Origin of the sequence: Streptomyces sp. CB02009 (assembly GCF_001905825.1) — a bacterium.
Lineage (GTDB): Bacteria > Actinomycetota > Actinomycetes > Streptomycetales > Streptomycetaceae > Streptomyces.
Map to the genome: position 1 here is coordinate 490,510 of NZ_LIVV01000007.1, position 23,426 is coordinate 513,935.

General features: G+C 72.7%; 21 protein-coding genes. 14 read left to right on the forward strand and 7 right to left on the reverse strand.

Annotation, left to right across the window (positions count from 1 at the left end; translation table 11 throughout):
* Positions 1–10 precede the first annotated feature (10 nt).
* Positions 11–1,027 carry an adenosine deaminase gene (locus AMK27_RS28890; protein ID WP_073914293.1) on the forward strand — a complete coding sequence of 339 codons (1,017 nt, stop codon included), beginning with the start codon at positions 11–13 and terminating at the stop codon, positions 1,025–1,027.
* A 91-nt stretch (positions 1,028–1,118) separates the two neighbouring features.
* On the opposite strand, the gene AMK27_RS28895 is transcribed toward AMK27_RS28890, so the two are convergent.
* Positions 1,119–2,453 carry an MFS transporter gene (locus AMK27_RS28895; RefSeq protein ID WP_073914298.1) on the reverse strand — a complete coding sequence of 445 codons (1,335 nt, stop codon included), beginning with the start codon at positions 2,451–2,453 and terminating at the stop codon, positions 1,119–1,121.
* A gap of 268 nt (positions 2,454–2,721) precedes the next feature.
* Here AMK27_RS28895 and AMK27_RS28900 point away from each other — a divergent pair, with 268 nt between their 5' ends.
* From AMK27_RS28900 to AMK27_RS28920, 5 genes are all read left to right on the forward strand, one after another.
* The gene (locus AMK27_RS28900) at positions 2,722–3,840 is read left to right on the forward strand and encodes a carbohydrate kinase family protein (RefSeq protein WP_073914302.1); all 1,119 of its coding nucleotides are present in this window, start codon (positions 2,722–2,724) and stop codon (positions 3,838–3,840) included.
* A 142-nt stretch (positions 3,841–3,982) separates the two neighbouring features.
* On the forward strand, positions 3,983–5,047 hold the full coding sequence (locus AMK27_RS28905) for a PhoH family protein (RefSeq protein ID WP_073914307.1): 1,065 nt from the start codon (positions 3,983–3,985) through the stop codon (positions 5,045–5,047).
* A gap of 12 nt (positions 5,048–5,059) precedes the next feature.
* On the forward strand, positions 5,060–5,557 hold the full coding sequence (gene ybeY, locus AMK27_RS28910) for an rRNA maturation RNase YbeY (protein WP_030317475.1): 498 nt from the start codon (positions 5,060–5,062) through the stop codon (positions 5,555–5,557).
* A 5-nt stretch (positions 5,558–5,562) separates the two neighbouring features.
* The gene (locus tag AMK27_RS28915) at positions 5,563–6,858 is read left to right on the forward strand and encodes a hemolysin family protein (RefSeq protein WP_073914316.1); all 1,296 of its coding nucleotides are present in this window, start codon (positions 5,563–5,565) and stop codon (positions 6,856–6,858) included.
* Positions 6,855–7,208 (forward strand): MmcQ/YjbR family DNA-binding protein, encoded by a 354-nt coding sequence (locus AMK27_RS28920; RefSeq protein WP_073914321.1) that lies wholly within the window; start codon positions 6,855–6,857, stop codon positions 7,206–7,208. The genes AMK27_RS28915 and AMK27_RS28920 overlap by 4 nt, the downstream gene beginning before the upstream one ends.
* Positions 7,209–7,226: 18 nt before the next feature.
* Here the strand turns inward: AMK27_RS28920 and AMK27_RS28925 are convergent, their stop codons facing one another.
* A complete protein-coding gene (locus AMK27_RS28925) occupies positions 7,227–8,642 on the reverse strand; it encodes an MFS transporter (RefSeq protein WP_073914325.1) in 1,416 nt (471 codons plus the stop codon).
* Positions 8,643–8,799: 157 nt separating this feature from the next.
* Between AMK27_RS28925 and AMK27_RS28930 the strand changes: the two genes are divergently transcribed.
* The 6 genes from AMK27_RS28930 (at position 8,800) to era (ending at position 14,306) form a co-directional block, all read left to right on the forward strand.
* Positions 8,800–9,621, forward strand: a complete 822-nt coding sequence (locus AMK27_RS28930; protein ID WP_245390330.1) for a helix-turn-helix transcriptional regulator — start codon at positions 8,800–8,802, stop codon at positions 9,619–9,621.
* Between the two features lie 50 nt (positions 9,622–9,671).
* The gene (locus AMK27_RS28935; RefSeq protein ID WP_073914334.1) at positions 9,672–10,034 is read left to right on the forward strand and encodes a cytidine deaminase; all 363 of its coding nucleotides are present in this window, start codon (positions 9,672–9,674) and stop codon (positions 10,032–10,034) included.
* Between the two features lie 245 nt (positions 10,035–10,279).
* On the forward strand, positions 10,280–10,756 hold the full coding sequence (locus AMK27_RS28940) for a hypothetical protein (protein WP_073914338.1): 477 nt from the start codon (positions 10,280–10,282) through the stop codon (positions 10,754–10,756).
* A gap of 215 nt (positions 10,757–10,971) precedes the next feature.
* Positions 10,972–12,303, forward strand: a complete 1,332-nt coding sequence (locus AMK27_RS28945; protein WP_073914343.1) for a beta-xylosidase — start codon at positions 10,972–10,974, stop codon at positions 12,301–12,303.
* 62 nt (positions 12,304–12,365) lie between these two features.
* A complete protein-coding gene (locus tag AMK27_RS28950) occupies positions 12,366–13,334 on the forward strand; it encodes a WxL protein peptidoglycan domain-containing protein (RefSeq protein WP_107425695.1) in 969 nt (322 codons plus the stop codon).
* Between the two features lie 21 nt (positions 13,335–13,355).
* Positions 13,356–14,306 carry a GTPase Era gene (era, locus tag AMK27_RS28955; protein WP_374119734.1) on the forward strand — a complete coding sequence of 317 codons (951 nt, stop codon included), beginning with the start codon at positions 13,356–13,358 and terminating at the stop codon, positions 14,304–14,306.
* Between the two features lie 71 nt (positions 14,307–14,377).
* On the opposite strand, the gene AMK27_RS28960 is transcribed toward era, so the two are convergent.
* The 3 genes from AMK27_RS28960 to AMK27_RS28970 form a co-directional block, all read right to left on the reverse strand.
* A complete protein-coding gene (locus tag AMK27_RS28960; protein ID WP_241847629.1) occupies positions 14,378–15,571 on the reverse strand; it encodes a phage baseplate protein in 1,194 nt (397 codons plus the stop codon).
* A gap of 103 nt (positions 15,572–15,674) precedes the next feature.
* Positions 15,675–15,926: a protealysin inhibitor emfourin gene (locus AMK27_RS28965; protein ID WP_073914354.1), complete on the reverse strand. Its 252-nt coding sequence runs from the start codon at positions 15,924–15,926 to the stop codon at positions 15,675–15,677.
* Positions 15,927–15,947: 21 nt separating this feature from the next.
* Positions 15,948–17,000, reverse strand: coding sequence for a M4 family metallopeptidase (locus AMK27_RS28970; protein WP_073914359.1), 1,053 nt, complete (start codon positions 16,998–17,000; stop codon positions 15,948–15,950).
* A 294-nt stretch (positions 17,001–17,294) separates the two neighbouring features.
* Between AMK27_RS28970 and leuA the strand changes: the two genes are divergently transcribed.
* Complete coding sequence (gene leuA / locus AMK27_RS28975; RefSeq protein WP_073914364.1) at positions 17,295–19,058, forward strand: 2-isopropylmalate synthase; 1,764 nt, start codon at positions 17,295–17,297, stop codon at positions 19,056–19,058.
* Between the two features lie 340 nt (positions 19,059–19,398).
* Positions 19,399–20,091, forward strand: coding sequence for a TerB family tellurite resistance protein (locus AMK27_RS28980; protein WP_073914370.1), 693 nt, complete (start codon positions 19,399–19,401; stop codon positions 20,089–20,091).
* Positions 20,092–20,097: 6 nt separating this feature from the next.
* Here the strand turns inward: AMK27_RS28980 and AMK27_RS28985 are convergent, their stop codons facing one another.
* Together AMK27_RS28985 and AMK27_RS28990 are read right to left on the reverse strand one after the other, a co-directional pair.
* Positions 20,098–21,477: an FAD-binding oxidoreductase gene (locus AMK27_RS28985; protein WP_073914550.1), complete on the reverse strand. Its 1,380-nt coding sequence runs from the start codon at positions 21,475–21,477 to the stop codon at positions 20,098–20,100.
* A gap of 79 nt (positions 21,478–21,556) precedes the next feature.
* Positions 21,557–23,338 (reverse strand): LuxR family transcriptional regulator, encoded by a 1,782-nt coding sequence (locus AMK27_RS28990; protein WP_073914375.1) that lies wholly within the window; start codon positions 23,336–23,338, stop codon positions 21,557–21,559.
* Positions 23,339–23,426: the final 88 nt, after the last annotated feature.

The following is a 23,426-nucleotide window of genomic DNA, read 5'->3' on the forward strand; positions in this document are numbered from 1 at the left end:
AGCACCACGCATGCCCCTCCCCGCGGCTCTCCCCAAGGCCGAACTGCACCTCCACATCGAAGGCACCCTCGAACCCGAGCTGGCCTTCGCGCTCGCCGCGCGCAACGGCGTCACCCTGCCGTACGCGGACACCGAGGCCCTGCGCGAGGCGTACCGCTTCAGCGACCTCCAGTCCTTCCTGGACCTCTACTACGGCCTGATGGCGGTCCTGCGCACCGCCGAGGACTTCACCGAGCTCACCGACGCCTACCTGGAGCGCGCCGCCGCCCAGGGCGTCAGGCACGCCGAGATCTTCTTCGACCCGCAGGCGCACACCGCCCGCGGCGTCCCCCTCGGCACGGTGATCGAGGGCCTGAGCGCCTCCCTCGCACGCTCCGAGGAGCGGTACGGGGTCTCCACCCGGCTCATCATGTGCTTCCTGCGCGACGAGTCGGCGGAGTCGGCGCTCGCGACCCTGGAGGCCGCGAAGCCCTACCTGGACCGGATCACCGGTGTCGGCCTGGACTCGGCGGAGGTCGGCCACCCGCCGGCCAAGTTCCGCGAGGTGTACGAGGCCGCCGCGGCGCTCGGGCTGCGCCGTGTCGCCCACGCGGGCGAGGAGGGCCCCGCGGCGTACGTCCGCGAGGCGCTCGACGTCCTCGGCGTGGAGCGGATCGACCACGGGCTGCGGTGCATGGAGGACCCGGAGCTCGTGGAGCGGCTCGTGCGGGAGCGGGTGCCGCTGACGCTCTGTCCGCTGTCGAACGTGCGGCTGCGGGCCATCGACGTGCTGGGTGACCACCCGCTGCCGGCGATGATGGCGGCGGGGCTGCTCGTCACCGTGAACTCGGACGACCCGGCGTACTTCGGCGGGTACGTGGGGGACAACTTCGACGGGGTGCGGGAGACGCTGGGGCTTTCGCAGGAGCAGTTGCGGGAGCTGGCGCGGAACTCGTTCGAGGCGTCGTTCCTGGAGGACGACGAGGCGCGTCGGGCGCGGTACCTGGCCGAGGTCGAGGCGTACGAGTTCGGCGGGGGCCGGGCGTAGCGCCCGTACCCCCTCAGTCCCGTACCCCCTCAGCCCCGGCCCCCTCAGCCCCGTACCCCCTCGACCCCGTACCCCCTCGGCCTAGGCCCCCTCAGCCCCGGTCGCTCGGCCTCGCCAGACGGAAGGCCGACTTCGCCGGGCGGCGGCGGCCCGCGGCGGCCGGGACCCGGATCGGGGTGATCTCCTGTTCCGGCGCGCCCATCTGCGGGACCGTCGGCGGGGTGGCCGCCGCCGCGCCCGCCAGGACCGCGCCCGCCGCGCCGCCCCGCCGTCGCACCGAGCCCGGGACCAGGGGGCGGCCCGAGACGTGCCGGGCCACCGCCGTCATCGGCATCGCGACCAGGAGGAGCAGGGCGCACAGGACCGTGCCCATGCCCGGGTACCCCGCGCCCTCCGACAGGAGGCTGCCCGCCAGCGGGCCGCAGGCCACGCCCAGGGAGGACGCCGCGCCGACCAGGACCGCCCAGCGGCCCCGGGGGTCGAGGGAGGCGGCCAGGCCCAGGAGGTAGGAGAGGACCACCGGGTAGCAGGCGTTCCACAGGATCTCGCCCGTCGCGAAGGAGGCCAGGTCCCGCGCCGACGAGCTGAGCAGGACGCAGGCCGCGATGGCGACGGTGCCCACGCCGATCGGTACCGCCCGGCCCAGCCGGGAGCCGAGTGCGCCGGCCGCCGTCACCCCGAGGAGTCCCGCGCCGAGGGCAGCGGCGAAGACCGCTCCGACCGTGACCTCGGAGAGGCCGGCCTGGGTGAGGCCGATGCGGCCGCTCACGCCCCACAGGGCGTTCTGGGAGAGGGACCAGAGGAGGATGCCGCCCGCCAGGACGGCGCCGGCCGTGCGGTGGGGGAGGGGCCCGGTCGGGGCGGACTCGCGGGGCTCCCGGACCGCGCCCGGGAGCCTGCTCGTGAGCGGCCACACCAGGGCCGCCGCGCAGGCGATCGCGAGGAGCGGCGGGGCGTGGCCGCCGGACAGGTGCGGGAGGGTGAGGTAGAGCGCGCCCGCCGTGGCCGAGACCGTGAGCAGGCCGAGCGTGGAGGCCCGGTGCGGGTCCCGCTGCCCGGCGATGCCGGCCGCCGCCACCGCCGTGGCCGTACCGGAGCCGAGGCCGCCGAGGACGGCGCCCGCGACCACCAGGGGCACGACGCCGGTCGCGGCGGCGGAGCCGTACCCCACCGCCATGGCGAGCAGGCCCGCGCGGGCCGCCCGGCGGGGGCCGATCCGGTCCCCGCGCGCGGCGAGGGTGAAGCCCGCGGTGGAGGAGCCGAGGAGCAGGACGGATCCCACGAGGCCCGCCTGGGCCGGAGTGAGGCCGAGTCCGGCGGAGAGCCGGCCGACGACGGTCGGCAGCAGGTAGGGGGCCAGGTAGCCGGCGGTGAAGAGGGAGACGAGGGCGACGAGGGCCCCCGGGACGCGCGGGCGCGACGACATGGGCGTTCCAGGAACTGAACAGGGAAGTGAGACGGCGCCCGGTGAGTCACGGGGTCGCGGCACCATGTGTATCAAGCATCCGACTGGGCGGAGAAGGTGGATTCCCCCGATTCGGTCAGTGATACGGGTCACAATGGGTTTGGAGTCGAGTCGGATGGGTATCGCGCGAGCACCGTGTGGTGTCCCCCCGTCTCGCCAGCCCCATCGGGCACACTGTCCAGATCGGCACCACGGTGCCGGTCCACGCACCACGACCGGGGAGTCCGCCGTGACCACAGCAAGGGGAGACCAGCCGCAACAGGACGCCGGGGTCGACCCGTTGGTGTGCCTGCGGGAGCCCACCGACCCCGCCTGCGACGTCTTCCTCACCGGCACGGTCTTCCTCGACATCATCTTCACCGGCCTCGACTCCGCACCCGTCCGCGGCACCGAGTCCTGGGCCCGCGGCATGGGCTCCAGCCCCGGCGGCGTCGCCAACATGGCCACCGCCCTCGCCCGGCTGGGGCTCCGCACCTCCCTCGCCGCCGCCTTCGGCGACGACCACTACGGCGAGTACTGCTGGGACGCACTAGAACAGGGCGAGGGGATCGACCTGTCGCTCTCCCGCACCGTCCCCGGCTGGCACTCCCCGGTCACGGTCTCCATGGCCTACGAGGGCGAGCGCACGATGGTCTCCCACGGCCACGAGGCCCCGCCGCTCGACGGCGCCCTGCCCGCCTACCCGCCGCACGCCCGCGCGGCCGTCGCCTCCCTCGTCCCCGGCCGCGACGAGGACTGGGTCGCCCAGGCCGCCCGCGGCGGCGCCAAGGTCTTCGCCGACGTCGGCTGGGACGACACCGGCCGCTGGGACCTGGCCGGCCTCACCGACCTCACGCACTGCGAGGCCTTCCTGCCCAACGCCGCCGAGGCGATGCGCTACACCCGGACCGACTGCCCCAGGGCCGCCGCCCGCGCCCTCGCCGACAAGGTCCGCTACGCCGTCGTCACCCTCGGATCCGAAGGCGCCTACGCCGTCGACGGCGGCACCGGCGAGACCGCGGAGGTCCCCGCCATCCAGGTCTCCGCCCTCGACCCCACCGGGGCCGGGGACGTCTTCGTCGCCGGGTTCGTCACCGGCACCCTCGCCGACTGGCCGCTCGCCGACCGCCTCGCCTTCGCCGGGCTCACCGCCGCCCTCTCCGTCCAGGAGTTCGGCGGCTCCCTGTCCGCCCCCACCTGGGGCGAGATCGCCGCCTGGTGGCAGCACGTCCAGGGCCACGAGAGCCAGGACCCCGAGGCCCTGCGCGACCGCTACGCCTTCCTGGAGCGGCTCCTGCCCGCCCCCGCCCGCCCCTGGCCGCTGCGCCGGGCGGTGCCGACGATCGGTTTCCGCGCGGCCCACACGTAGGCCCCCCGGAATCCGCCGCCCGCGGCGGCACCGTAATCCGCTACGGGCTTCTCGGCGCCGAGTCGTAGGCTTGGTAGCCCAGAGGCGGTCGAGTGGCGACAGCCCTGCATCGGGAGGTGTGTGCAGGCCACAGTGCCGGCCCATGACTCAGACGCCCACATCCCACAACGGCGCGCCCGGCGAGGCCCGCGCCCAGTTCACCGTCCCCGCCAAGCATCCGATGGTGACCATCCTCGGCTCGGGTGACTCACTGCTCCGCGTGATCGAGCGGTCGTTCCCGCAGGCGGACATCCACGTCCGGGGCAACCAGGTCAGCGCCGTCGGCGACGCGGCGGAAGTCGCGCTGATCCAGCGCCTGTTCGACGAGATGATGCTGGTGCTCCGCACCGGTCAGCCGATGACGGAGGACGCGGTGGAACGCTCGATCGCCATGCTCAGGGCGAGCGAGAACGGTTCGGAGGCCGGCGAGGAGACCCCCGCCGAGGTGCTCACGCAGAACATCCTCTCCAACCGCGGTCGCACGATCCGTCCCAAGACCCTCAACCAGAAGCGGTACGTCGACGCGATCGACAAGCACACGATCGTCTTCGGCATCGGTCCCGCCGGTACGGGAAAGACCTATCTGGCCATGGCCAAGGCGGTCCAGGCCCTGCAGTCCAAGCAGGTCACCCGGATCATCCTGACCCGCCCGGCCGTCGAGGCCGGCGAGCGCCTGGGATTCCTGCCCGGCACGCTCTACGAGAAGATCGACCCCTACCTGCGCCCGCTCTACGACGCGCTCCACGACATGCTCGACCCCGACTCCATCCCCAAGCTCATGGCGAGCGGGACGATCGAGGTCGCGCCCCTGGCGTACATGCGCGGCAGGACCCTGAACGACGCGTTCATCATCCTGGACGAGGCGCAGAACACGAACCCCGAGCAGATGAAGATGTTCCTCACCCGCCTCGGCTTCGACTCGAAGATCGTCATCACCGGTGACGTCACCCAGGTCGACCTGCCGAACGGGACGAAGAGCGGTCTGCGACAGGTCCGCGACATCCTGGAAGGCGTCCAGGACGTCCACTTCTCGACGCTCACGTCGCAGGATGTCGTCCGGCACAAGCTCGTCGGCCGTATCGTCGACGCGTACGAGCAGTACGACCTCCGCAACGAGGGCCGCGACGACAGCCGCGGCGAGCATCGGCGCGGCCGCAACGGGAAGTAGAACGCAGAACACATGTCGATCGACGTCAACAACGAGTCCGGTACCGAGGTCGACGAGCAGGCGATCCTCGACATCGCCCGCTACGCGCTCGCGCGCATGCGCATCCACCCCCTCTCCGAGCTCTCGGTGATCGTCGTGGACGCGGAGGCGATGGAGCAGCTCCACATCCAGTGGATGGACCTGCCGGGTCCGACGGACGTCATGTCCTTCCCGATGGACGAGCTCCGTCCGCCGGCGAAGGACGACCAGGAGCCCCCGCAGGGGCTCCTGGGCGACATCGTGCTCTGCCCCGAGGTCGCCACCCAGCAGGGCAAGGACGCGCCGACGGAGCACTCCATGGACGAGGAGCTCCAGCTGCTCACCGTCCACGGTGTGCTCCACCTCCTCGGGTACGACCACGAGGAGCCCGACGAGAAGGCCGAGATGTTCGGCCTCCAGGCGGCGATCGTCGACGGCTGGCGCGAGGAGAAGGGCCTCACCGGCCCCTCCCCGGCGCCGACCGTCTCCTGACCCCGATGGACGTCTCGCTGATCCTCGGCGCCGTCGCGCTGGTCGTCGTGGCCTGGCTCGCCGCCTGCGCCGAGGCCGGTCTCGCGCGCGTCTCCAGCTTCCGCGCCGCCGAGGCCGTACGGTCCGGCCGGCGCGGGGCCGAGAAGCTCGCCCAGGTCGCCTCCGACCCCACCCGCTATCTCAACGTGGCGCTGCTGGTGCGCGTCGCCTGCGAGATGGCGGCCGGGGTCCTCGTCACCTACGCCTGCCTCGAAGCCTTCCCGGAGACCTGGGAGGCGCTGCTCGTCGCCATCGCCGTGATGGTCCTCGTGTCGTACGTGGCCGTGGGCGTCTCACCGCGCACCATCGGCCGCCAGCACCCGCTGAACACGGCGACGGCCGCCGCGTACGTGCTGCTGCCGCTGGCCCGGATCATGGGGCCGATCCCGCAGCTGCTGATCCTCATCGGCAACGCGCTGACCCCGGGCAAGGGCTTCCGCAAGGGCCCCTTCGCCTCCGAGGCCGAGCTGCGGGCCATGGTGGACCTCGCCGAGCAGGAGTCGCTGATCGAGGACGAGGAGCGCCGCATGGTGCACTCCGTCTTCGAGCTGGGCGACACGCTCGTACGGGAGGTGATGGTGCCGCGTACCGATCTCATCAGCATCGAGCGGTACAAGACGATCCGCCAGGCCCTCACGCTCGCGCTGCGCTCGGGCTTCTCCCGCATCCCCGTCACCGGGGAGAACGAGGACGACATCGTCGGCATCGTGTATCTGAAGGACCTGGTCCGCAAGACGCACATCAACCGCGACTCCGAGGCGGACGTGCTGTCGACCGCGATGCGGCCCGCCGCCTTCGTGCCCGACACCAAGAACGCCGGTGACCTGCTGCGCGAGATGCAGCAGGAGCGCAACCACGTCGCCGTCGTCATCGACGAGTACGGCGGCACGGCCGGGATCGTCACCATCGAGGACATCCTGGAGGAGATCGTCGGGGAGATCACCGACGAGTACGACCGGGAGCTCCCGCCGGTCCAGGAGCTGGGCGAGGACCGCCACCGGGTCACCGCGCGCCTCGACATCGGCGACCTCGGCGAGCTGTACGGGCTGGGCCCCGACGAGTACGACGACGAGGACGTGGAGACCGTCGGCGGACTGCTCGCGAAGGCGCTCGGCCGGGTCCCGATCGCCGGTGCCAAGGCGGTCGTGGAGCTGCCGGACGGGCGTTCGCTGCGGCTGACGGCCGAGGCCCCGGCCGGCCGCCGGAACAAGATCGTCACCGTTCTCGTGGAACCCCTGGAACCGGAGGAGAAGCAGGTATGACCCCTGACGAGCTGCGCGCCTTCTGCCTGGACTTCAACGACGCCGCGGAGGAGTTCCCGTTCGGGCCCGACACCTCCGTCTTCAAGGTCGTCGGAAAGCTGTTCGCGCTCTCGTCGCTCGAGGACGAGCCGCTGCGGGTCAACCTCAAGTGCGATCCGGACGACGCCGTACGGCTCCGCGAGGAGCATCCGGCGATCGCCCCGGGCTATCACATGAACAAGCGGCACTGGAACACGGTGACCGTCGGAGAGCTCCCGGACCGCATGGTCCGGGAGCTCGTCGAGGACTCGTACGACCTGGTGGTCGCGGGTCTCCCGAAGGCCGTACGGCTCCGCCTCGACCGCCCGTAGCCCTCCCGCCGCGGTGGTTCAGGACCGGCGCCGCAGGCCGAGGCCGACCAGGACCGCCGTGCCGAGGACGATCGCCGCGTCCAGGACGAGGACCGTGCGGACGCCTCCGAACAGGTCGCCGCCCGTGGTGGCGAGTACGCCGAGCAGCGGGATGCCGACCGTCAGGCCGACCTGCTGGGTGGTCGTCACCAGACCGGTCGCCAGGCCCTGCTCCCCGTCCGGGACACCCGAGGTGACGGTCAGTCCGTACGAGATGATCGCGCCGAGGTGGCACATCGAGGCCAGCGAGACGGCGACGGTCGCGAGGACCACGCCCGACTCCTCGCCCAGGCCGAGCAGAGCGGCCGTCAGCACGCCCTGGCCGGCCAGCGAGCCGACCAGCGTGGCGCGGGCGCCGATCCGGCCGATCACCTTCGGCGCGAACATGCCGGCCACGACCGACATCACGCCCTGCACACCGAAGACCAGCCCGGTCGCGAAGGCCGACAGGCCCAGCGTCTCCTGCAGGTACAGGGTGAGGACGAAGACGACGGTCGACATCATCGAGAAGGTGATCAGACCGCCCAGGTTGCCGAAGGCGACCGTGCGGCGCCGCAGCATCGGCAGCGACACCAGCGGCGCCGCGTGCCGGGACTCGACCCGCACGAACACCGCGAGCAGCGCGATCCCCGCCACCAGGGTGACCAGCACGTCCGTGCCGCCGAAGCCGCGCTCGGCCGCCGTCGACAGGGCGTAGATCAGGGCGAGCAGACCACCGGTGACGGTCACCGCGCCGGGCACGTCCAGGCGGGGCCGCTCGGGGGTGCGGGACTCGGGGAGCAGGCCGGGGGCCAGCGGCAGCACGATCACGGCGAAGAGGGCGAGCAGGCCCATGGTGGAGCGCCAGCCGAGGGTGTCCGTCATGACGCCGCCGAGGACCATGCCGACGGTGAAGCCGAGCGACAGCAGGGTGCCGGAGATGCCGAGCGCCTTGTCGCGCAGCGGCCCCTCGGGGAAGGTCGTGGTCAGCAGGGACATGCCGGTGGGCACGATCGCGGCGGCGCCGATGCCCTGGAGGGCGCGGGCGGTGAGGAACGCGGCCGGGTTCCAGGCGAAGGTGGCCAGCAGCGACGCGAGGCCGAAGAGGGCGAGTCCGGCGAGGAACAGCTTCTTGCGTCCGTAGAGGTCGCCGACGCGGCCGAAGAGGAGCAGGAAGCCGCCGGAGGGCAGCGCGAACGCGGTGACGGCCCACTGGAGGGCGGACTGGCCGAGGCCGAGGTCGGCGCCGAGGACGGGCAGCGCCACGTTCAGCACGGAGAAGTCGAGCGCGACCATGAACTGGGCGGCGCACAGCACGAAGAGGATGAGCCGGGTGCGGCCGGTGAGGGCCGGGGGAGCGGCCGGAGGGGCGGCCTCGGTGTCGGTGCCCGCGGGGGGAGAGGTCAGGGTTGCCATGACCCCACCTTCGGCGTCCGGGAACAACGCTGGGGAGCGGGAACTTATCCTGTTGGTCGTACCACCAGGCATCCAGGGGGAGGAAGCACACGTGGCCACCGCTCTCGAGAGCACCACCGCGAAGCAGCACCGACTCGGCGAGCTGCGCGAGTTCCTGATGAGCCGTCGGGCCCGGGTGAGCCCCGCGGAGGCGGGCCTCCCGGACGGTGGCGCGCGCCGCCGGACGCCGGGGCTGCGCCGGGAGGAGGTCGCGGTCCTCGCGGGCGTCGGCGTCTCCTGGTACCAGTGGCTGGAGCAGGGCCGGGACATCACGGTCTCGCCGCAGGTGCTCGACTCGGTGGCGCGGGTGCTGCGGCTGAGCCCGGCGGAGCGGCGCCATCTGTACGTCCTGGCGGCGCTGAACCCGCCGGCGCCGGAGACGGCCCCGGAGGACCGGGACATGTGCGAGGGGCTGCGGCGGCTCATCGAGGCGTGGATGCCGTTCCCCGCGCACATCATGGACGCGTACTGGAACACCGTCCTCTACAACGACGCGGCGGCGATCGTGCTCGGGATGGGTCCCGAGTCCGCGCAGAACTGCCTGGTCACCTTCTTCACCGACCCGCTGTACCGCACCCGCATGGGCCACTGGGAGGAGATCGCCCCCCGGGTCGTCGCCCAGTTCCGCTCGGCGTGCTCGGAGAGCCCCGAGGACGAGGGTTTCCGGCAGGTCGTCGAGGAGGTCAAGGAGCTGAGCCCGGAGTTCGCGGAGCTGTGGGAGCGGCGGGACATCCTGCCCGGCGGGCAGAACCGCAAGGAGCTGGAGCACCCGCTGGTCGGCACGCTGTACGTCGAGGCGACCCAGCTCAGGGTCCCGGCCCGCCCGGACCTGGTGATCGTGCTCCACACCCCGCTGCCGGAGGCCGGTACGGCGGAGAAGCTGGAGTGGCTGGTGTCGCCCGAGGGGCGCCGCGGGGCGATGTACCCGGTCGCGGGCTGAGCCCCGGGGGTGTCGCGGGCCGGGTTCCGGAGCGGACCTATGCTCAGGGCATGACACTCAGCAGCGAGCACGGCGACCTCGGCGCCGAGGACCTCAAGATCATCACGCTGGCGCGCAGCGCCCGCGCCCGCAACGGTGTGCCCGAGGGCGCCGCCGTACGGGACGAGACCGGTCGCACGTACGTGGCGGGGACCGTGGAGCTGGAGTCGCTCAAGCTGAGCGCCCTGCGGACCGCGGTCGCGATGGCCGTGGCGAGCGGTGCGCAGTCCCTGGAGGCGGCGGCCGTCGTGTCGAGCGCCGCGTCCGCGTCGGACGAGGACCGCGCGGCCGTACGGGACCTCGGCGGCCCGGAGACCCCCGTCCTGCTGGCCGGCCCGGACGGGCAGCTGCGCGTGGCGGTCACCGCGGGCTGAGCGGCCCGGCCGCCGCACGGGGGCGAGCGGCGAGAACGCGACATCGAGGGCCCGGCGTCCCTACGCCGGGCCCTCGCGCTGTACGGCGTTTGTGTATTTGTGAACGATCACCGCAACTTCTCTTGCCTTCCCATGCGGTCTGCGTCTCAATGAACACCGGTCCGCCCGACGGACCGTCAGATCTCCACCATTCACGCAGTGTCCGCACCCCCTGCGTTCGCCATCGGAAGGGGTTCGAACTCGCCATGAGAAGCAGAAGCACCTTAGGGACCGTCGCGGTCCTCGCCGGAGGGCTCGCCGCCGCCTCGCTCGCCTTCGCGCCGACGGCCGCCGCCGTCTCGCCGGGGTCGGCCACGGCGACGTACGACTGCGGGTCGTGGGGCGGCGGCAGCGCCACCCTCGTCGCGACGCAGAGCGGCACCGCCGCGACCATCACCCTCACCTCGTCCGTGACCACCCCGATCCCGGTCGGCGCCGACCAGATCAACGCCACGCTGACGCTGGCCAAGGCCGGCGGCGGCACGCGGGTCTTCAGCGGCAAGAAGAACCCGGCGCTCCCCGTGGGGCCCGTGACCATCGGACCCCTCAGCGGGACCGTGGCCTCGGGTGACAGCCTCAACTCGTACTTCGCGGGTGTCGCCCTCAAGATGGTGATCTTCGGCGTCACGGTGAACTGCGACGCGCTGACCTCGCAGTCGCCGGGCCCGTTCGTCTTCAGCTGAGCCCTGTACCGACCGGACCGGTGCCGCCCTGGGCGGCACCGGTCTCCGTCGTGTTCCGGCACCCCGGAGAAGGCGCTGAGCAGGGGAAACGCCTCCGGTTCGCCGATCTTGCCAGCATCTGATGGGTCATCAGTCGATGTCTCCCGCGTGCATTGACTTCTCTCCGCCCGCAGCCGTCAATGGCGCCCACTCATCCCTCAGGAGGGGGCATACCCATGGCACTCACCCGATCCCGGGCGGCGGCCCGAAGACGGCGCTGGACCGCCGTCCTCGGCGCCACCGCCCTCGCGGTCGCAGGAGGCGCGCTCGCGGCCCCGGCCGGCGCGACGACCACCTCCCAGCCGGTGGAATTCCAGACCCGCTGCGTCCCGCCGCCGATCGCCGGCATCCCGCCCATCACGGGCGCGACCACCGCCGAGATCACCGTCGACAAGGCCAGCCCCAAGGTCGGCGAGACGGTCACGGTGACGTACACGATCACCAAGCCCGCCGCGTCCAACCCGGTCGACCTCGCCCTGCCGGCCGACATCATGACGCCCAGCGGCAAGGTCGTCCTCGGTGGCGCCCAGAGCGGCGCGGTCACCGTCAACGGCCCCAAGAAGAACCCGCCGGTCCCCGGCAAGGGCTCCTTCCCGGCCTTCTCGATGACCGGCACCTTCACCGTCACGCAGGCCGGGTCGATCACCCTCTCGCCCGGTGACTACAACATCCACACCAGCTACCTCATGGAGCTGGACACCCCCTGTACGGTGCTCAACCCGCCCGCCCCGGTCTCGGAGACGGTCGTCGCGAGCCCCGTGACCAGCCCCAACACCCGCGCGCTGGCCCTCGACACCGCGTCCGGCGACCCGGGCGTCCGGGTGACCGTGAACGGCTCCAGGTTCACCCCGCTCACCGAGGTCACCGTCGTCGGCCGGGCCGGGGCGGCGGAGACCGCGGACAAGATGACCGTCACGACCGACAGCGAGGGCTCCTTCGCCGCGCGCCTGAAGGTCAACGACGTGGCGACCACCGGGATCGTGGCCTACGAGGGCGCGGCCTGGGACCCGGAGAAGGGCGCCGGACCCGCCGCGTACAAGGTCGTCGTACCGGCGCCGCCGAACAGCCAGACCATCACCGCGGCCGTCACCGCCGGTGAGCTGTCCATGACCCAGGCCGGGGACGCCGTCGAGCTGTCGTCCGTCGACTTCGGCCAGGGCGGCGCGGCGACCGGCGACCTCAGGACGGTGACGGTGAAGGACTTCCGCGGCGGCCCCGCGGGCTGGTCCCTCACCGGCAAGGTCACCGACTTCACCGGCACCGGCGGCTCCATCGGCGCCGGAAGCCTCAGCTGGACCCCGGCCTGCACCGCCAAGGCCGGCAGCCCCAGCGCCTGCGCGGCCGGCTCGGCCGGCCCGGTCGGCAGCGGCGGCGCGACCCTCGCCTCCACGCCGAACGGCGCCCTCACGGGCGGCGAGTTCACGATCGACGCGGGGCTCTCCCTCGACGTCCCGGCCTTCACGGCGCCGGGCTCGTACGCGGGCGTGCTGACGCTCACCCTGTCCTGACCACCGTGCGGGCCGGGCGCGCACCCGGCCGGCCCGCTCCGCACCCCGGGGGTTTCCGACTCGTGCGCACGCTGTACGTCCTCCTCCTGAGCGCCCTGCTCCTCCTGCTCGCCCCCGCCCCGCAGGCGCGGGCCGCCGAGAACGGCGAATGGGCCGTCTATCCGGCCGCCGCCCGGCTGGGCAGCCGCCCCTACTTCTTCCTCACCGCCGACCCGGGCGCCACGCTCACCGATCGGGTCACCGTCGCCAACAAGACGGCCGCCCCGCTGACCTTCCGGCTCTACGGCGCCGACGCCTACAACACCGACCGGGACGGCGGCTTCGCCGTCCGCACCCAGCGGGAGAAGCAGACCGGCGCCGGTGCCTGGATCAAGCCCGAGCGGACCCGGGTCACCGTCCCGCCCGGCTCCGCCGTCACCGTCCGGTACACGCTGAGCGTCCCCGCCGACGCCGACCCCGGCGACCACCCCGGGGCGCTCGTCGCCCTCGACGAGCGGATCAGCCCCGGCGGGAGCGGCGCCGTCGCCGTCGGCGTCCAGCGGGCCGTCGCCGCCCGCCTCTACCTGCGGGTCAACGGCCCGACCGTGCCCGCCCTCGGCGTCGAGGACGTCACCGTCGACCAGGACCGGCCGCTGGTCCCCGGCGCCGGCACGAGCAGCGCGCTCGTCTCGTACACGCTGCACAACCGGGGCAACGTCACCCTCAACCCCAAGGTCGCCCTCAAGGCGGAGGGCCTCTTCGGACGCACCCTCCTCGCCCGCGACCTCGCCGCGGTGCCGTCCGAGCTGCTGCCCCGGCAGAAGATCAGGCTCACCGAGCGGTGGACCGGCTCCCCGCAGCTCGACTGGGGTGACATCACCCTCACCGCCACCGCGAAGGACGTCCGGGAGACCGGCACGGTCTCCTTCCTCGCCCTGCCCTGGTTCGCCGCCGCGACGCTGCTCGTCGGGGGCGCCGCGGGCGTCTTCGGCCTGCGGATCCGACGGCACAGGGCGGCCCGCGCGGAGCCGCGTGCGCACGTGAGTACGTGAGGCGGGCGCTCATCGGGGACAATGGCCTCCATGAGCGCTCGCAACCAAGAAACCGAAGCTGTCCACCGGGCCGGCTTCGCCTGCTTCGTCGGCCGCCCCAACGCGGGCAAGTCCACCCTCACGAACGCTCTGGTCGGCCAGAAGGTGGCCATCACCTCGAACCGGCCGCAGACCACCCGGCACACCGTCCGCGGCATCGTGCACCGCCCCGAGGCGCAGCTGATCCTGGTGGACACCCCCGGCCTCCACAAGCCGCGCACCCTCCTCGGCGAGCGGCTCAACGACGTCGTGCGCACCACCTGGGCCGAGGTCGACGTGATCGGCTTCTGCCTGCCCGCCGACCAGAAGCTCGGCCCCGGCGACAAGTTCATCGCCAAGGAACTCGCCGGGATCAAGAAGACCCCCAAGGTCGCGATCATCACCAAGACCGACCTGGTCGACTCCAAGACCCTCGCCGAGCAGCTGATCGCCGTCGACCAGCTCGGCAAGGAGCTGGGCTTCGAGTGGGCGCAGATCGTGCCGGTCTCGGCCGTCGGGAACAAGCAGGTCCAGCTCGTCGCCGACCTGCTGATCCCGCTGCTCCCGGAGTCCCCGCCGCTCTACCCGGAGGGCGACCTCACGGACGAGCCCGAGCAGGTCATGGTCGCGGAGCTGATCCGCGAGGCCGCGCTCGAAGGCGTACGGGACGAGCTGCCGCACTCGATCGCGGTGGTCGTCGAGGAGATGATCCCGCGCGAGAACCGCCCGGCGGACCGGCCGCTGCTCGACATCCACGCCAACGTGTACATCGAGCGCCCCAGCCAGAAGGGCATCATCATCGGCCCGAAGGGCAGCCGTCTCAAGGAGGTCGGCATGAAGTCCCGCAAGCACATCGAGGCCCTCCTCGGCACCCCGGTCTTCCTGGACCTCCACGTCAAGGTCGCGAAGGACTGGCAGCGCGACCCGAAGCAGCTGCGGAAGCTCGGCTTCTAGCGGACACGACGGGGGCCGCGCCCGGGAGGACTCCCGGGCGCGGCCCTCTTCCGTGCGTCGTTCCGGCGGCCCTACGGCTGGATCAGCGAGTCCTTGTAGTAGACCGACGCCGTGCGCGCGCCCGGGGTGTCGCCCGAGGCGAAGCCCATGCAGAGGCGGAACACGCCGGGCTCGGAGGCCTTCGGTATCTGGACGGCCAGACCCTCCGGCTCGCGGAACGGCAGCGTGTAGCCCGCCTTCGAGTGGAAGGTCCTGATGATCTGGCCGGTGTTCAGGTCCACCGAGGTGAGATGGGTGTTGCCCTCGCCCGGCGGGGAGATGACGATCTTGGGCGTCGACGCGTCGCCGTCGTGGTCCTGCGTGTAGCCGTACGAGTTGCCGTGCAGCATGTACAGGTACTGGCCGGCCACCGCGTACCCCTGGAACGAGGGCTGTCCGTAGCGGTTGCGGTCGATCGAGATCGCGGGCTCGGCGATCTCGGCCAGCGGCGTGCTGAAGTCGCCCGCCCGCGCCGCGGCCAGGTCGAAGATCCGGTAGTGCATCCCGTTCAGGCTGTACCGGACCACCAGGCGGTTGTTGAGCGGATCGATCCCCGCCGTGTTGTTCACGCTGCCCGGGACGGGGGTGAACTTCTGCAGCGAGGTGCTGGTGGCGTCCAGCGGCGTGCTGGAGCTCGCGAACTTGAAGCGGCAGAGGCGGCGGCCCCGGCTCGTACCGTTCGTGGTGTCCTGGACGGCGTCGACCTCGGTCCACAGGTAGGTGCTGCTGCCGGACGGCTCGACGCCGATGCCGACGCCGTGGCCGAAGCCCCGCAGGTACATGAAGCCGGTGATCCTGGCGCTGCCGGCGCCCTCCGCCGTGTCGGCGCCGAGCGTCCACTCGGTGATCGCCAGGTCGCCGTGGAGGTCGCGGGTGTCCCCGGAGAGCGGTGCGGGCTCGCCCTTGAGCTGGAGGCCGCCGCCGATGAGCTGGGCGAAGTAGAGCCGGCGGTTGACGTTGTCGAAGCCCATGGACTGGATGACCGTCCCCCGGTGCACGGCCTTCTCACGGAAGTAGGCGGGGCCGGTGTTCCCCTCGACGCGGATCAGCTTCGACGGCGGCAGCGCCAGGGCCGCCGCCGCACCGGCCGCACCGGCCGTGCCCGCCGCACCCGCGGTGCCGGCCGCGCTCGCGGTGCCGGCCGCCGCTCCGAGCCCGGCGGCGGAGAGGGCGGCGATGCCGCTCAGGGAGAGGAAACTGCGACGGTCGAGTCGGCTGTCGTTCATGTACGGTCCACTTTCCCGAGGTTGACGGAGTGACACCATCCTTCCAAGGCCGGGCCGCGCTTCGAACGCCAGGGCGACATCGGGGGCGGGTGGGGCCGTCCGGTCACGCGCCTTCCTTGAGGACCCTCGTCACGAGGGTCCTCTGCGCGTCCGTCAGGCGGGGGTCGCGGCAGCGGACCGTGCGGCCGTCGACGGTGATCTCGTACGAGAAGCCGTCCGGCACGCCCCGGACGTCGCCGTCGCCCTCGTCGAGGACGGCGGTCGCCAGGGACTCCCACTCGGGGTCCGAGACCTCCACCTCCGCCGACCGCTCGATGCCCGCGAAACCGCCCGTGCGCCGCACTCGAATCCGCATGGGACCTGTGTACCAGCCGGATCAGTCGCTCGGTACGCCCACGGCCGACCAGGCCTTCAGGACGGCCTGGATCTCCTCCCCGTCGCCGTACCGCGCCCGCGCCGCCGCCACCGTGGCCGCCGCGAACTCGGAGAACCGGGCCTCGGGGGTGAGGGTCCCGCCGGTCATCACGTCGTACCAGATCTGCCCGGCCCGCTCCCAGGCGTTGCCGCCCAGCTCGGTCGCCGCCAGGTAGAAGGCGTGGTTGGGGATGCCGGAGTTGATGTGGACCCCGCCGTTGTCGCGGCCGGTGCGGACGTAGTCGTCCATGTGGCCGGGCTGCGGGTCCTTGCCGAGGACGTCGTCGTCGTACGCGGTGCCCGGGGCCTTCATGGAGCGCAGCGCCGTCCCCTCCACGTTCGGGTGGAAGAGTCCCTCGCCGATGAGCCAGTCGGCGGTGTCGGCGGTCTGGCCGAGCGCGTACTGCTTCACGAGGGAGCCGAAGACGTCGGAGACGGACTCGTTGAGCGCGCCGGACTGGCTGAAGTACTCCAGGTTCGCCGAGTACTGGGTGAAGCCGTGGGCGAGCTCGTGGCCGATGACGTCCACGGGGAGGGTGAAGTCGAGGAAGATCTCGTCGTCGCCGTCGCCGAACACCATCTGCTCGCCGTTCCAGAAGGCGTTGCCGTACTTCTCGTCGTAGTGGACGGAGGCGAGCAGCGGCAGCCCGGCGCCGTCGATCGAGTTGTGCCCGAAGGCGTTGAGGAAGAGGTCGAAGGTGGCGCCCAGGCCGGCGTACGCCCGGTTGACGGTGGCGTCCCCGGTCGCCGCGTCGCCCTCGCCGCGGACCTTCACCCCGGGCAGGTCGGTGCCGCGCTCGCAGTCGTAGATCGTGCGGTGCGGCCGGCCGGCCTCGGCGGGGGCGAGCGTGGGCGCGGTGCCGGGCAGCGGCAGGATCCGGAACGTACGGGCCGAGGCGTCCGCGACCAGCGTGCGGCGCGCGGCCGCGGCGACGGCCGGGTTCGAGGAGTGCGCCAGGTGCTCCAGCAGGTGCGGGGGGACGATCGAGCAGAAGACGGGCGTCTGGGGAGTCATGCTCGCAATGTGGCACTGCGTGAGCCCTCTGTCACGGGCTGAGACGAGGATTGGCGAAATGGAGTGATGCGTCACTGTTCGCCCTTGACGCGGACGTCGTCCCGCATACTGATACAGGACGTCCGCCTCCGACGTCCCTGGGCTAGGCTGCGGCACATCATGCGTTTCGGGCTGCTTCTCCTTAGCTGCCGCGGCGAGGGCCTGTAGTCGTAGGCCGACCCCCTCCCCGCGGGACCTGGTGTTGCGTTCGACAGTCGGCCGTCCTTCTTGCCGGACCCGAGGAGCCCAACGCACATGTCCCAGTCTCCGTTCGTCAGCCGCCCCACGCCGATCACCAACGCGACGCAGCTGCAGAAGCCGTCCGGGATGCCGATCCACAAGTACGGCCAGTACGAGCAGGTACGGATCCCCGACCGGACCTGGCCCGAGCAGCGGATCACCAAGGCCCCGCGCTGGCTGTCCACCGACCTGCGCGACGGCAACCAGGCCCTGATCGACCCGATGTCCCCGGCCCGCAAGCGCGAGATGTTCGACCTGCTCGTCCGCATGGGCTACAAGGAGATCGAGGTCGGCTTCCCGTCCTCCGGTGAGACCGACTTCGCGTTCGTGCGCTCCATCATCGAAGAGGGCGCGATCCCCGAGGACGTCACCATCTCCGTCCTGACCCAGGCCCGCGAGGACCTGATCGAGCGGACCGTGGAGTCGCTGGTCGGCGCGAAGCGCGCCACCGTCCACCTGTACAACGCCACCGCGCCCACCTTCCGCCGGGTCGTCTTCCGCGGCTCGAAGGAGCAGATCAAGCAGATCGCCGTGGACGGCACCCGCCTGGTCATGGAGTACGCGGAGAAGCTGCTGGGCCCGGAGACGATCTTCGGCTACCAGTACAGCCCCGAGATCTTCACCGACACCGAGCTGGACTTCGCCCTGGAGGTCTGCGAGGCGGTCTGCGACGTCTGGCAGCCGGGCCCGGGCCGCGAGATCATCCTGAACCTGCCCGCCACCGTGGAGCGCTCGACGCCGTCCACGCACGCGGACCGCTTCGAGTGGATGTCCCGGAACCTGACCCGCCGCGAGCACATCTGCGTGTCGGTCCACCCGCACAACGACCGCGGCACGGCCGTGGCCGCCGCCGAGCTGGCGATCATGGCCGGCGCCGACCGCATCGAGGGCTGCCTGTTCGGGCAGGGCGAGCGCACCGGCAACGTCGACCTGGTGACCCTGGGCATGAACCTGTTCAGCCAGGGCGTCGACCCGCAGATCGACTTCTCGCAGATCGACGAGATCCGCCGCACGAGCGAGTACTGCAACCAGATGGAGGTCCACCCGCGCCACCCCTACGCGGGCGACCTGGTCTACACCGCCTTCTCCGGCTCCCACCAGGACGCCATCAAGAAGGGCTTCGACGCCATGGAGGCCGACGCGGCCGCCAAGGGCGTCACCGTCGACGACATCGAGTGGGCCGTGCCGTACCTGCCGATCGACCCGAAGGACGTCGGCCGCTCCTACGAGGCCGTCATCCGGGTCAACTCGCAGTCCGGCAAGGGCGGCATCGCGTACGTCCTGAAGAACGACCACAAGCTGGACCTGCCCCGCCGGATGCAGATCGAGTTCTCGAAGATCATCCAGCAGAAGACGGACACCGAGGGCGGCGAGGTCACGCCGGCCGCGATCTGGTCCGTGTTCCAGGACGAGTACCTGCCCAACCCGGAGAACGCCTGGGGACGGATCCAGCTGCGCTCCGGCCAGACCACCTCCGACACCGACGGCACGGACACGCTGACCGTCGAGGCGGTCGTCGACGGCGCCGAGACCGTCCTGTCCGGTTCCGGCAACGGCCCGATCTCCGCCTTCTTCGCCGCCCTGCAGGCGATCGGCGTGGACGCCCGCCTGCTGGACTACCAGGAGCACACCATGAGCGAGGGCGCCTCCGCGCAGGCCGCCTCGTACATCGAGTGCGCCATCGACGGCCAGGTCCTGTGGGGCATCGGCATCGACGCCAACACGACCCGCGCCTCCCTGAAGGCGGTCATCTCGGCGGTCAACCGCTCCGCCCGCTGACCCGGTCCCCGGCGACGGCCCCCGCACCCCTCCGAGGGGGCGGGGGCCGTCCCGTTTCCGGCCGGGGTGATGTTTCCGGGGCCCGGTGCCACCCCGGAGGGTGATCTCGTGACGACCGCTTCGGCCATCGAATCCGCTGCGATCGGCCCGGTGGAGGCCGCAGACCGGGCCGGCGGAGGCTTTCTGGCCTTCGCAAAGCGCCGTCGCCGCCCTCCGCGGGCCGTGACGTGTCTCGGCCAACTCCGCGGTGAAGTCCTGACGGGGTGCTGACGCCACATCAAGGATGTGGCTAACATCACGCCAACGCCGGCAGTGCAGCCGGGCCGTTGAGGAGGTGCGTGTGCGGTCTGCCCGGAATTCACGTGGTGGGAAAGTGGGCGTCTGCGGAATCCGCACCTCCTGGAACACGGTCGGAGACGGCGAGTTCTTCTGCGTGGAGTGCGGCGGCGACCGGAACTACCGGCGACGCACCGGCCGCCGCAGGTTCGCCGTCCTGGGGGTCCCGGTCCTGCCCCGGGGCTGTACCGGCCCCGTCGTCGAGTGCGCGGCCTGTCACACGCACTTCGGCACGGAGGTGCTCGACCACCCCACGACCAGCCGCTTCTCCGCGATGCTGCGGGACGCCGTGCACACCGTCGCCCTCGCCGTGCTCGCGGCCGGCGGCACCGACTCGCGGGCGGTCCTCGACCGGGCCGTGAGCGCCGTCAGGTCCGCCGGCTTCGCCGAGTGCACCGCCGTCCAGCTCGTCGACCTCGTCGAGGCCCTGGAGGCCGACACCGGGCGCTTCATGCCCGAGGTGAACCCCGAGGGCGCGCTCCTCGCGATCGAGCTGCACGAGGCCCTGGAGCCGCTCACCCCGCACCTGGCGCCCTCCGGCCGGGAGTCGATCCTGCTCCAGGCCGCCGGGATCGCCCTCGCCGACGGGGTCTACAGCCCGGCCGAGCGGGAGGTCCTGGGGACGGTCGGCAACGCGCTGGCGCTCGGCCCGGACGACGTCGTACGGCTCCTCGCCTCGGCCCGGACGGTCTCGTAGCACCGCTCAGGGCGCGATGTTCTGGTTCAGCCGGAACACGTTGTCGGGGTCGTACCGGCGCTTGACCGCCCTCAGCCGGTCGTAGTTCTGCCGGTAGTTCACCCGGACGCGGTCCTGGTCGTCGGTGTCCATGAAGTTGACGTAGCCGCCCTCCTGGGTGTGCGGGCGCAGGGCCGTGTCGTAGGCGCGGGTCCAGGCGATGTTCCGCTCCGAGTCCGCCGGGTCGGTCCAGGTGCCGCCGAAGGAGTGCGAGAAGACGGCGTCCCGGTACGCGAACGCGGTCTCCTCCGGGCCCACCCGGTGGCAGGCGCCGTCGATCGGGAAGATCGCCGTGTCCGATTCGAGGGACGGCATCGTCGCGCCGTACTCGGCGTGGACCGCGATCGCGCCGTCCGACAGCTCGCGGCTGAAGTTGCCCTTCCAGTAGTGGTGGAGCCCGGCCGGCAGCTGCTCGTCGAAGAGGGTGTTGATCACCGGGTACGGCATCCGCTCCATGAACCGGCCGATCACCGGGCCGAGCCCGTCCAGGCGGGCGAGGACCTTCCCGTCCTCCGCCGCCGGGCCGCTGAAGCAGGTGAACGCGGCGCAGATCGGCCGGCCGTGCCAGCGCTCCGGGAGGAACGGCTCCTCCGGGCCGAGTGCCAGGACCAGGATCGAGTTCAGCTCCTCGGGGGAGTCCGCGATCAGCTCGCGCCAGGCGCGCGCCACGTCCGCGTCGAGCGGGTAGCAGCTCAGACCGCCGAAGACGTCCGCGACCGGATGCAGCCGGTACGCGAGGGAGACGGCGACGCCGAAGTTGCCGCCGCCGCCCCGCAGCGCCCAGAACAGGTCGGGGTTCCGCTCGGCGTCGCAGGACACCAGGGCGCCCTCGGCGGTCACCACGTCGGCGGCGAGCAGGTTGTCGCAGCTCAGGCCGTAGCGGCGGGCGAGGTGGCCCATGCCGCCGCCGAGCGTGAGGCCGCCGACGCCGGTCGAGGAGACCACCCCGCCGGTGGTGGCGAGCCCGAAGGCGTGGGTGGCGTGGTTGAAGTCGCCCCAGGTGGCGCCGCCCTCGGCCCGTGCCGTCCGGGCGTCCGGGTCGACCCGGACGCCCCGCATCGGGGACAGGTCGACGACGAGGCCGTCGTCGACGGTGCCGAAGCCGGCGACCGAGTGGGAGCCGCCGCGCACGGCCAGCGGGAGCCCGTGCTCCCGGGCGTGGAGCACCGCCGCGATCACGTCGGCGGCGTCCACGGCGTGGACGACGACGGCCGGGTGGCGGTCGTGCTGGGCGTTGTAGACCCGGCGGGCCTCGTCGTACGACGGGTCGCCGCGGGTCACGACGGTGCCGCGTACGGCACCGCGGAGCGTGTCGGCATGGGTGTGGGGGGAGGTCGTGGTGGTCATGTCTCCGGTGTAGCCCGGCGGGTTCCCGGCCCGCATCGCCCGAACCGCCCATGCGCGGGCACCGGCCCGCATGGGCCGTTCAGACCAGGCCGTGCGCGTACGCGTAGGCCGTGGCGGAGGCGCGGGAGCCGACGCCCAGCTTGGCGAAGATGTTGTTCAGGTGCCGGGCGACGGTGTGCTCGCTGATCACCAGCGCACGGGCGATGTCCTTGTTCGTGCCGCCCGAGGCGACCAGCCGCAGGACCTCCGCCTCCCGCGCGGTGAGCCCGCCCGGGAGCCGCCGCCGCGACCCGCCGCCGACCAGGGCCGCCGCGCGCCGGGCGTCCGGCACGGCCCCGAGCCGCTCGAAGACCGCCCGCGCGGTGCCGAGCTCCAGGCGGGCCGCCTCCTCGTCGCCCGCGTCCCGGCAGGCGGCCGCGAGCAGCATCCGCACCTGCGCGGCCTCGTACGGCACCCGCAGCTCCAGCCAGCCGGCGAGCGCCCTGCGCAGCGGGAGCAGCGCGCCGGGGCGCTTCTCGGCGAGGGCCACCGCGCCGAGGGCCGTGTCGGCCAGGGCGCGCAGCAGGGGTACGTCTCCGTCGGCTGCGCCCGCGAGGGCGTCGAGGTCCGCCGCGGCCCGCGCCGCCCCGGGGAGGTCGCGGACGGCGAGCGCCACCTCCGTACGGGCGGCGAGCAGCCGGGCCCGGCCCAGGACGTCGTGGTCGGGGTCGCTTCGGCAGGCGAGGGCCAGGTCGACGCCCGCGACGGCCGCGTCGGCCCGGCCCTGCGCGAGGCGCAGCAGCGCGAGGCCGGGCTGCGGGATCCTGCCCAGCTCGTGGGCGTGGCCGTACGAGACGGCGGCTGCTTCGAGACGGCCCTGCCGCCGCTGGACGTCCCCGGCGGCGTAGTAGGCGGCGGCGGCCGACTCCAGGCAGTCCACCGGCACCTCGCGGCAGGCCTGGCGGGCCTCGGCCTCGGCGAGCGCCCAGGCCCCGAGGAGGTCGAGGACCTCGACCCGGTGGGCCCGGCAGACGCCCCGGAAGGGGTTCTCGCCGGAGGGGACGGTCATGGGGAGCGGGGCCGTGCCCGCGGCGGACTCCTCCGAGGCCGAGGCCGAGGCCGTGGTCATGGCCGGGGTCGCGGTCGGGCCCTCGTCCGGCGGGCGGCCGGTCCACGGCGGGGCGCACCACTCCATCGCCGCGTTCGTCCACTCCACCGCCCGCGCGAAGTCGGCCGCCTCCATGCACTGGGTCAGGGCGAGGCAGTACAGCCAGCCCGTGACCATGCCGCTCAGTTCGCCGGCCGACACCGCGCACATCGCGTCGTCGAGGAGGGCGAGGCCCTCGGTCCTGCGGCCGGCGGCGAGGAGGGCGCGGGACTCGGCCTGGCGGCTGAGGGCGAGCAGGTCGGGGCTGCCGCAGGCGAGGGCCAGGGCGGTCATGCGGCGGGTCGCGGCGAGCGCGGTCCCGTGGTCGCCGCGCGCCGAGGCCTCCTCGGCGGCCGTCATCTCCAGGAAGCACTGCTCCGGGCAGTCCGGCAGGTCCTCCAGGTGGTGCCGGGCGCGGTGGAGCCAGCCGGCGGCCGCCGCGGGCCGCCCGAGACCGGCGTACTCGTAGTACAGCCACCAGGAGGCGAGCCCGGCGCCCCGGTGGTCGTCGGCGGCGAGGTAGGCGGCGTGGGCCCGGAGCCGGGCGGTCACGGACTCGTCGACGTGCCCGGACCACCAGGCGGCGTCGGCGAGCACGGAGAGGTCGTCGGCGGTCAGGCCGCGCGAGGGGTGCCGGTCGTGGGCGTGGAGCAGCTGGTACGCCTCGGCCCAGGACTCACGGGCGGCGGCGTCCCTGGCGCGTCCGACCGGGTCGGTCGTGGTGGGTACGGACATGGCTCTCGCCCCTTCCCGGTCCTTTCAGGGTAGGCCGGGGAAGGGGCGGGAGCCCGCGCAGTGCTACTCGATGGCGCCGCTGGCGCGC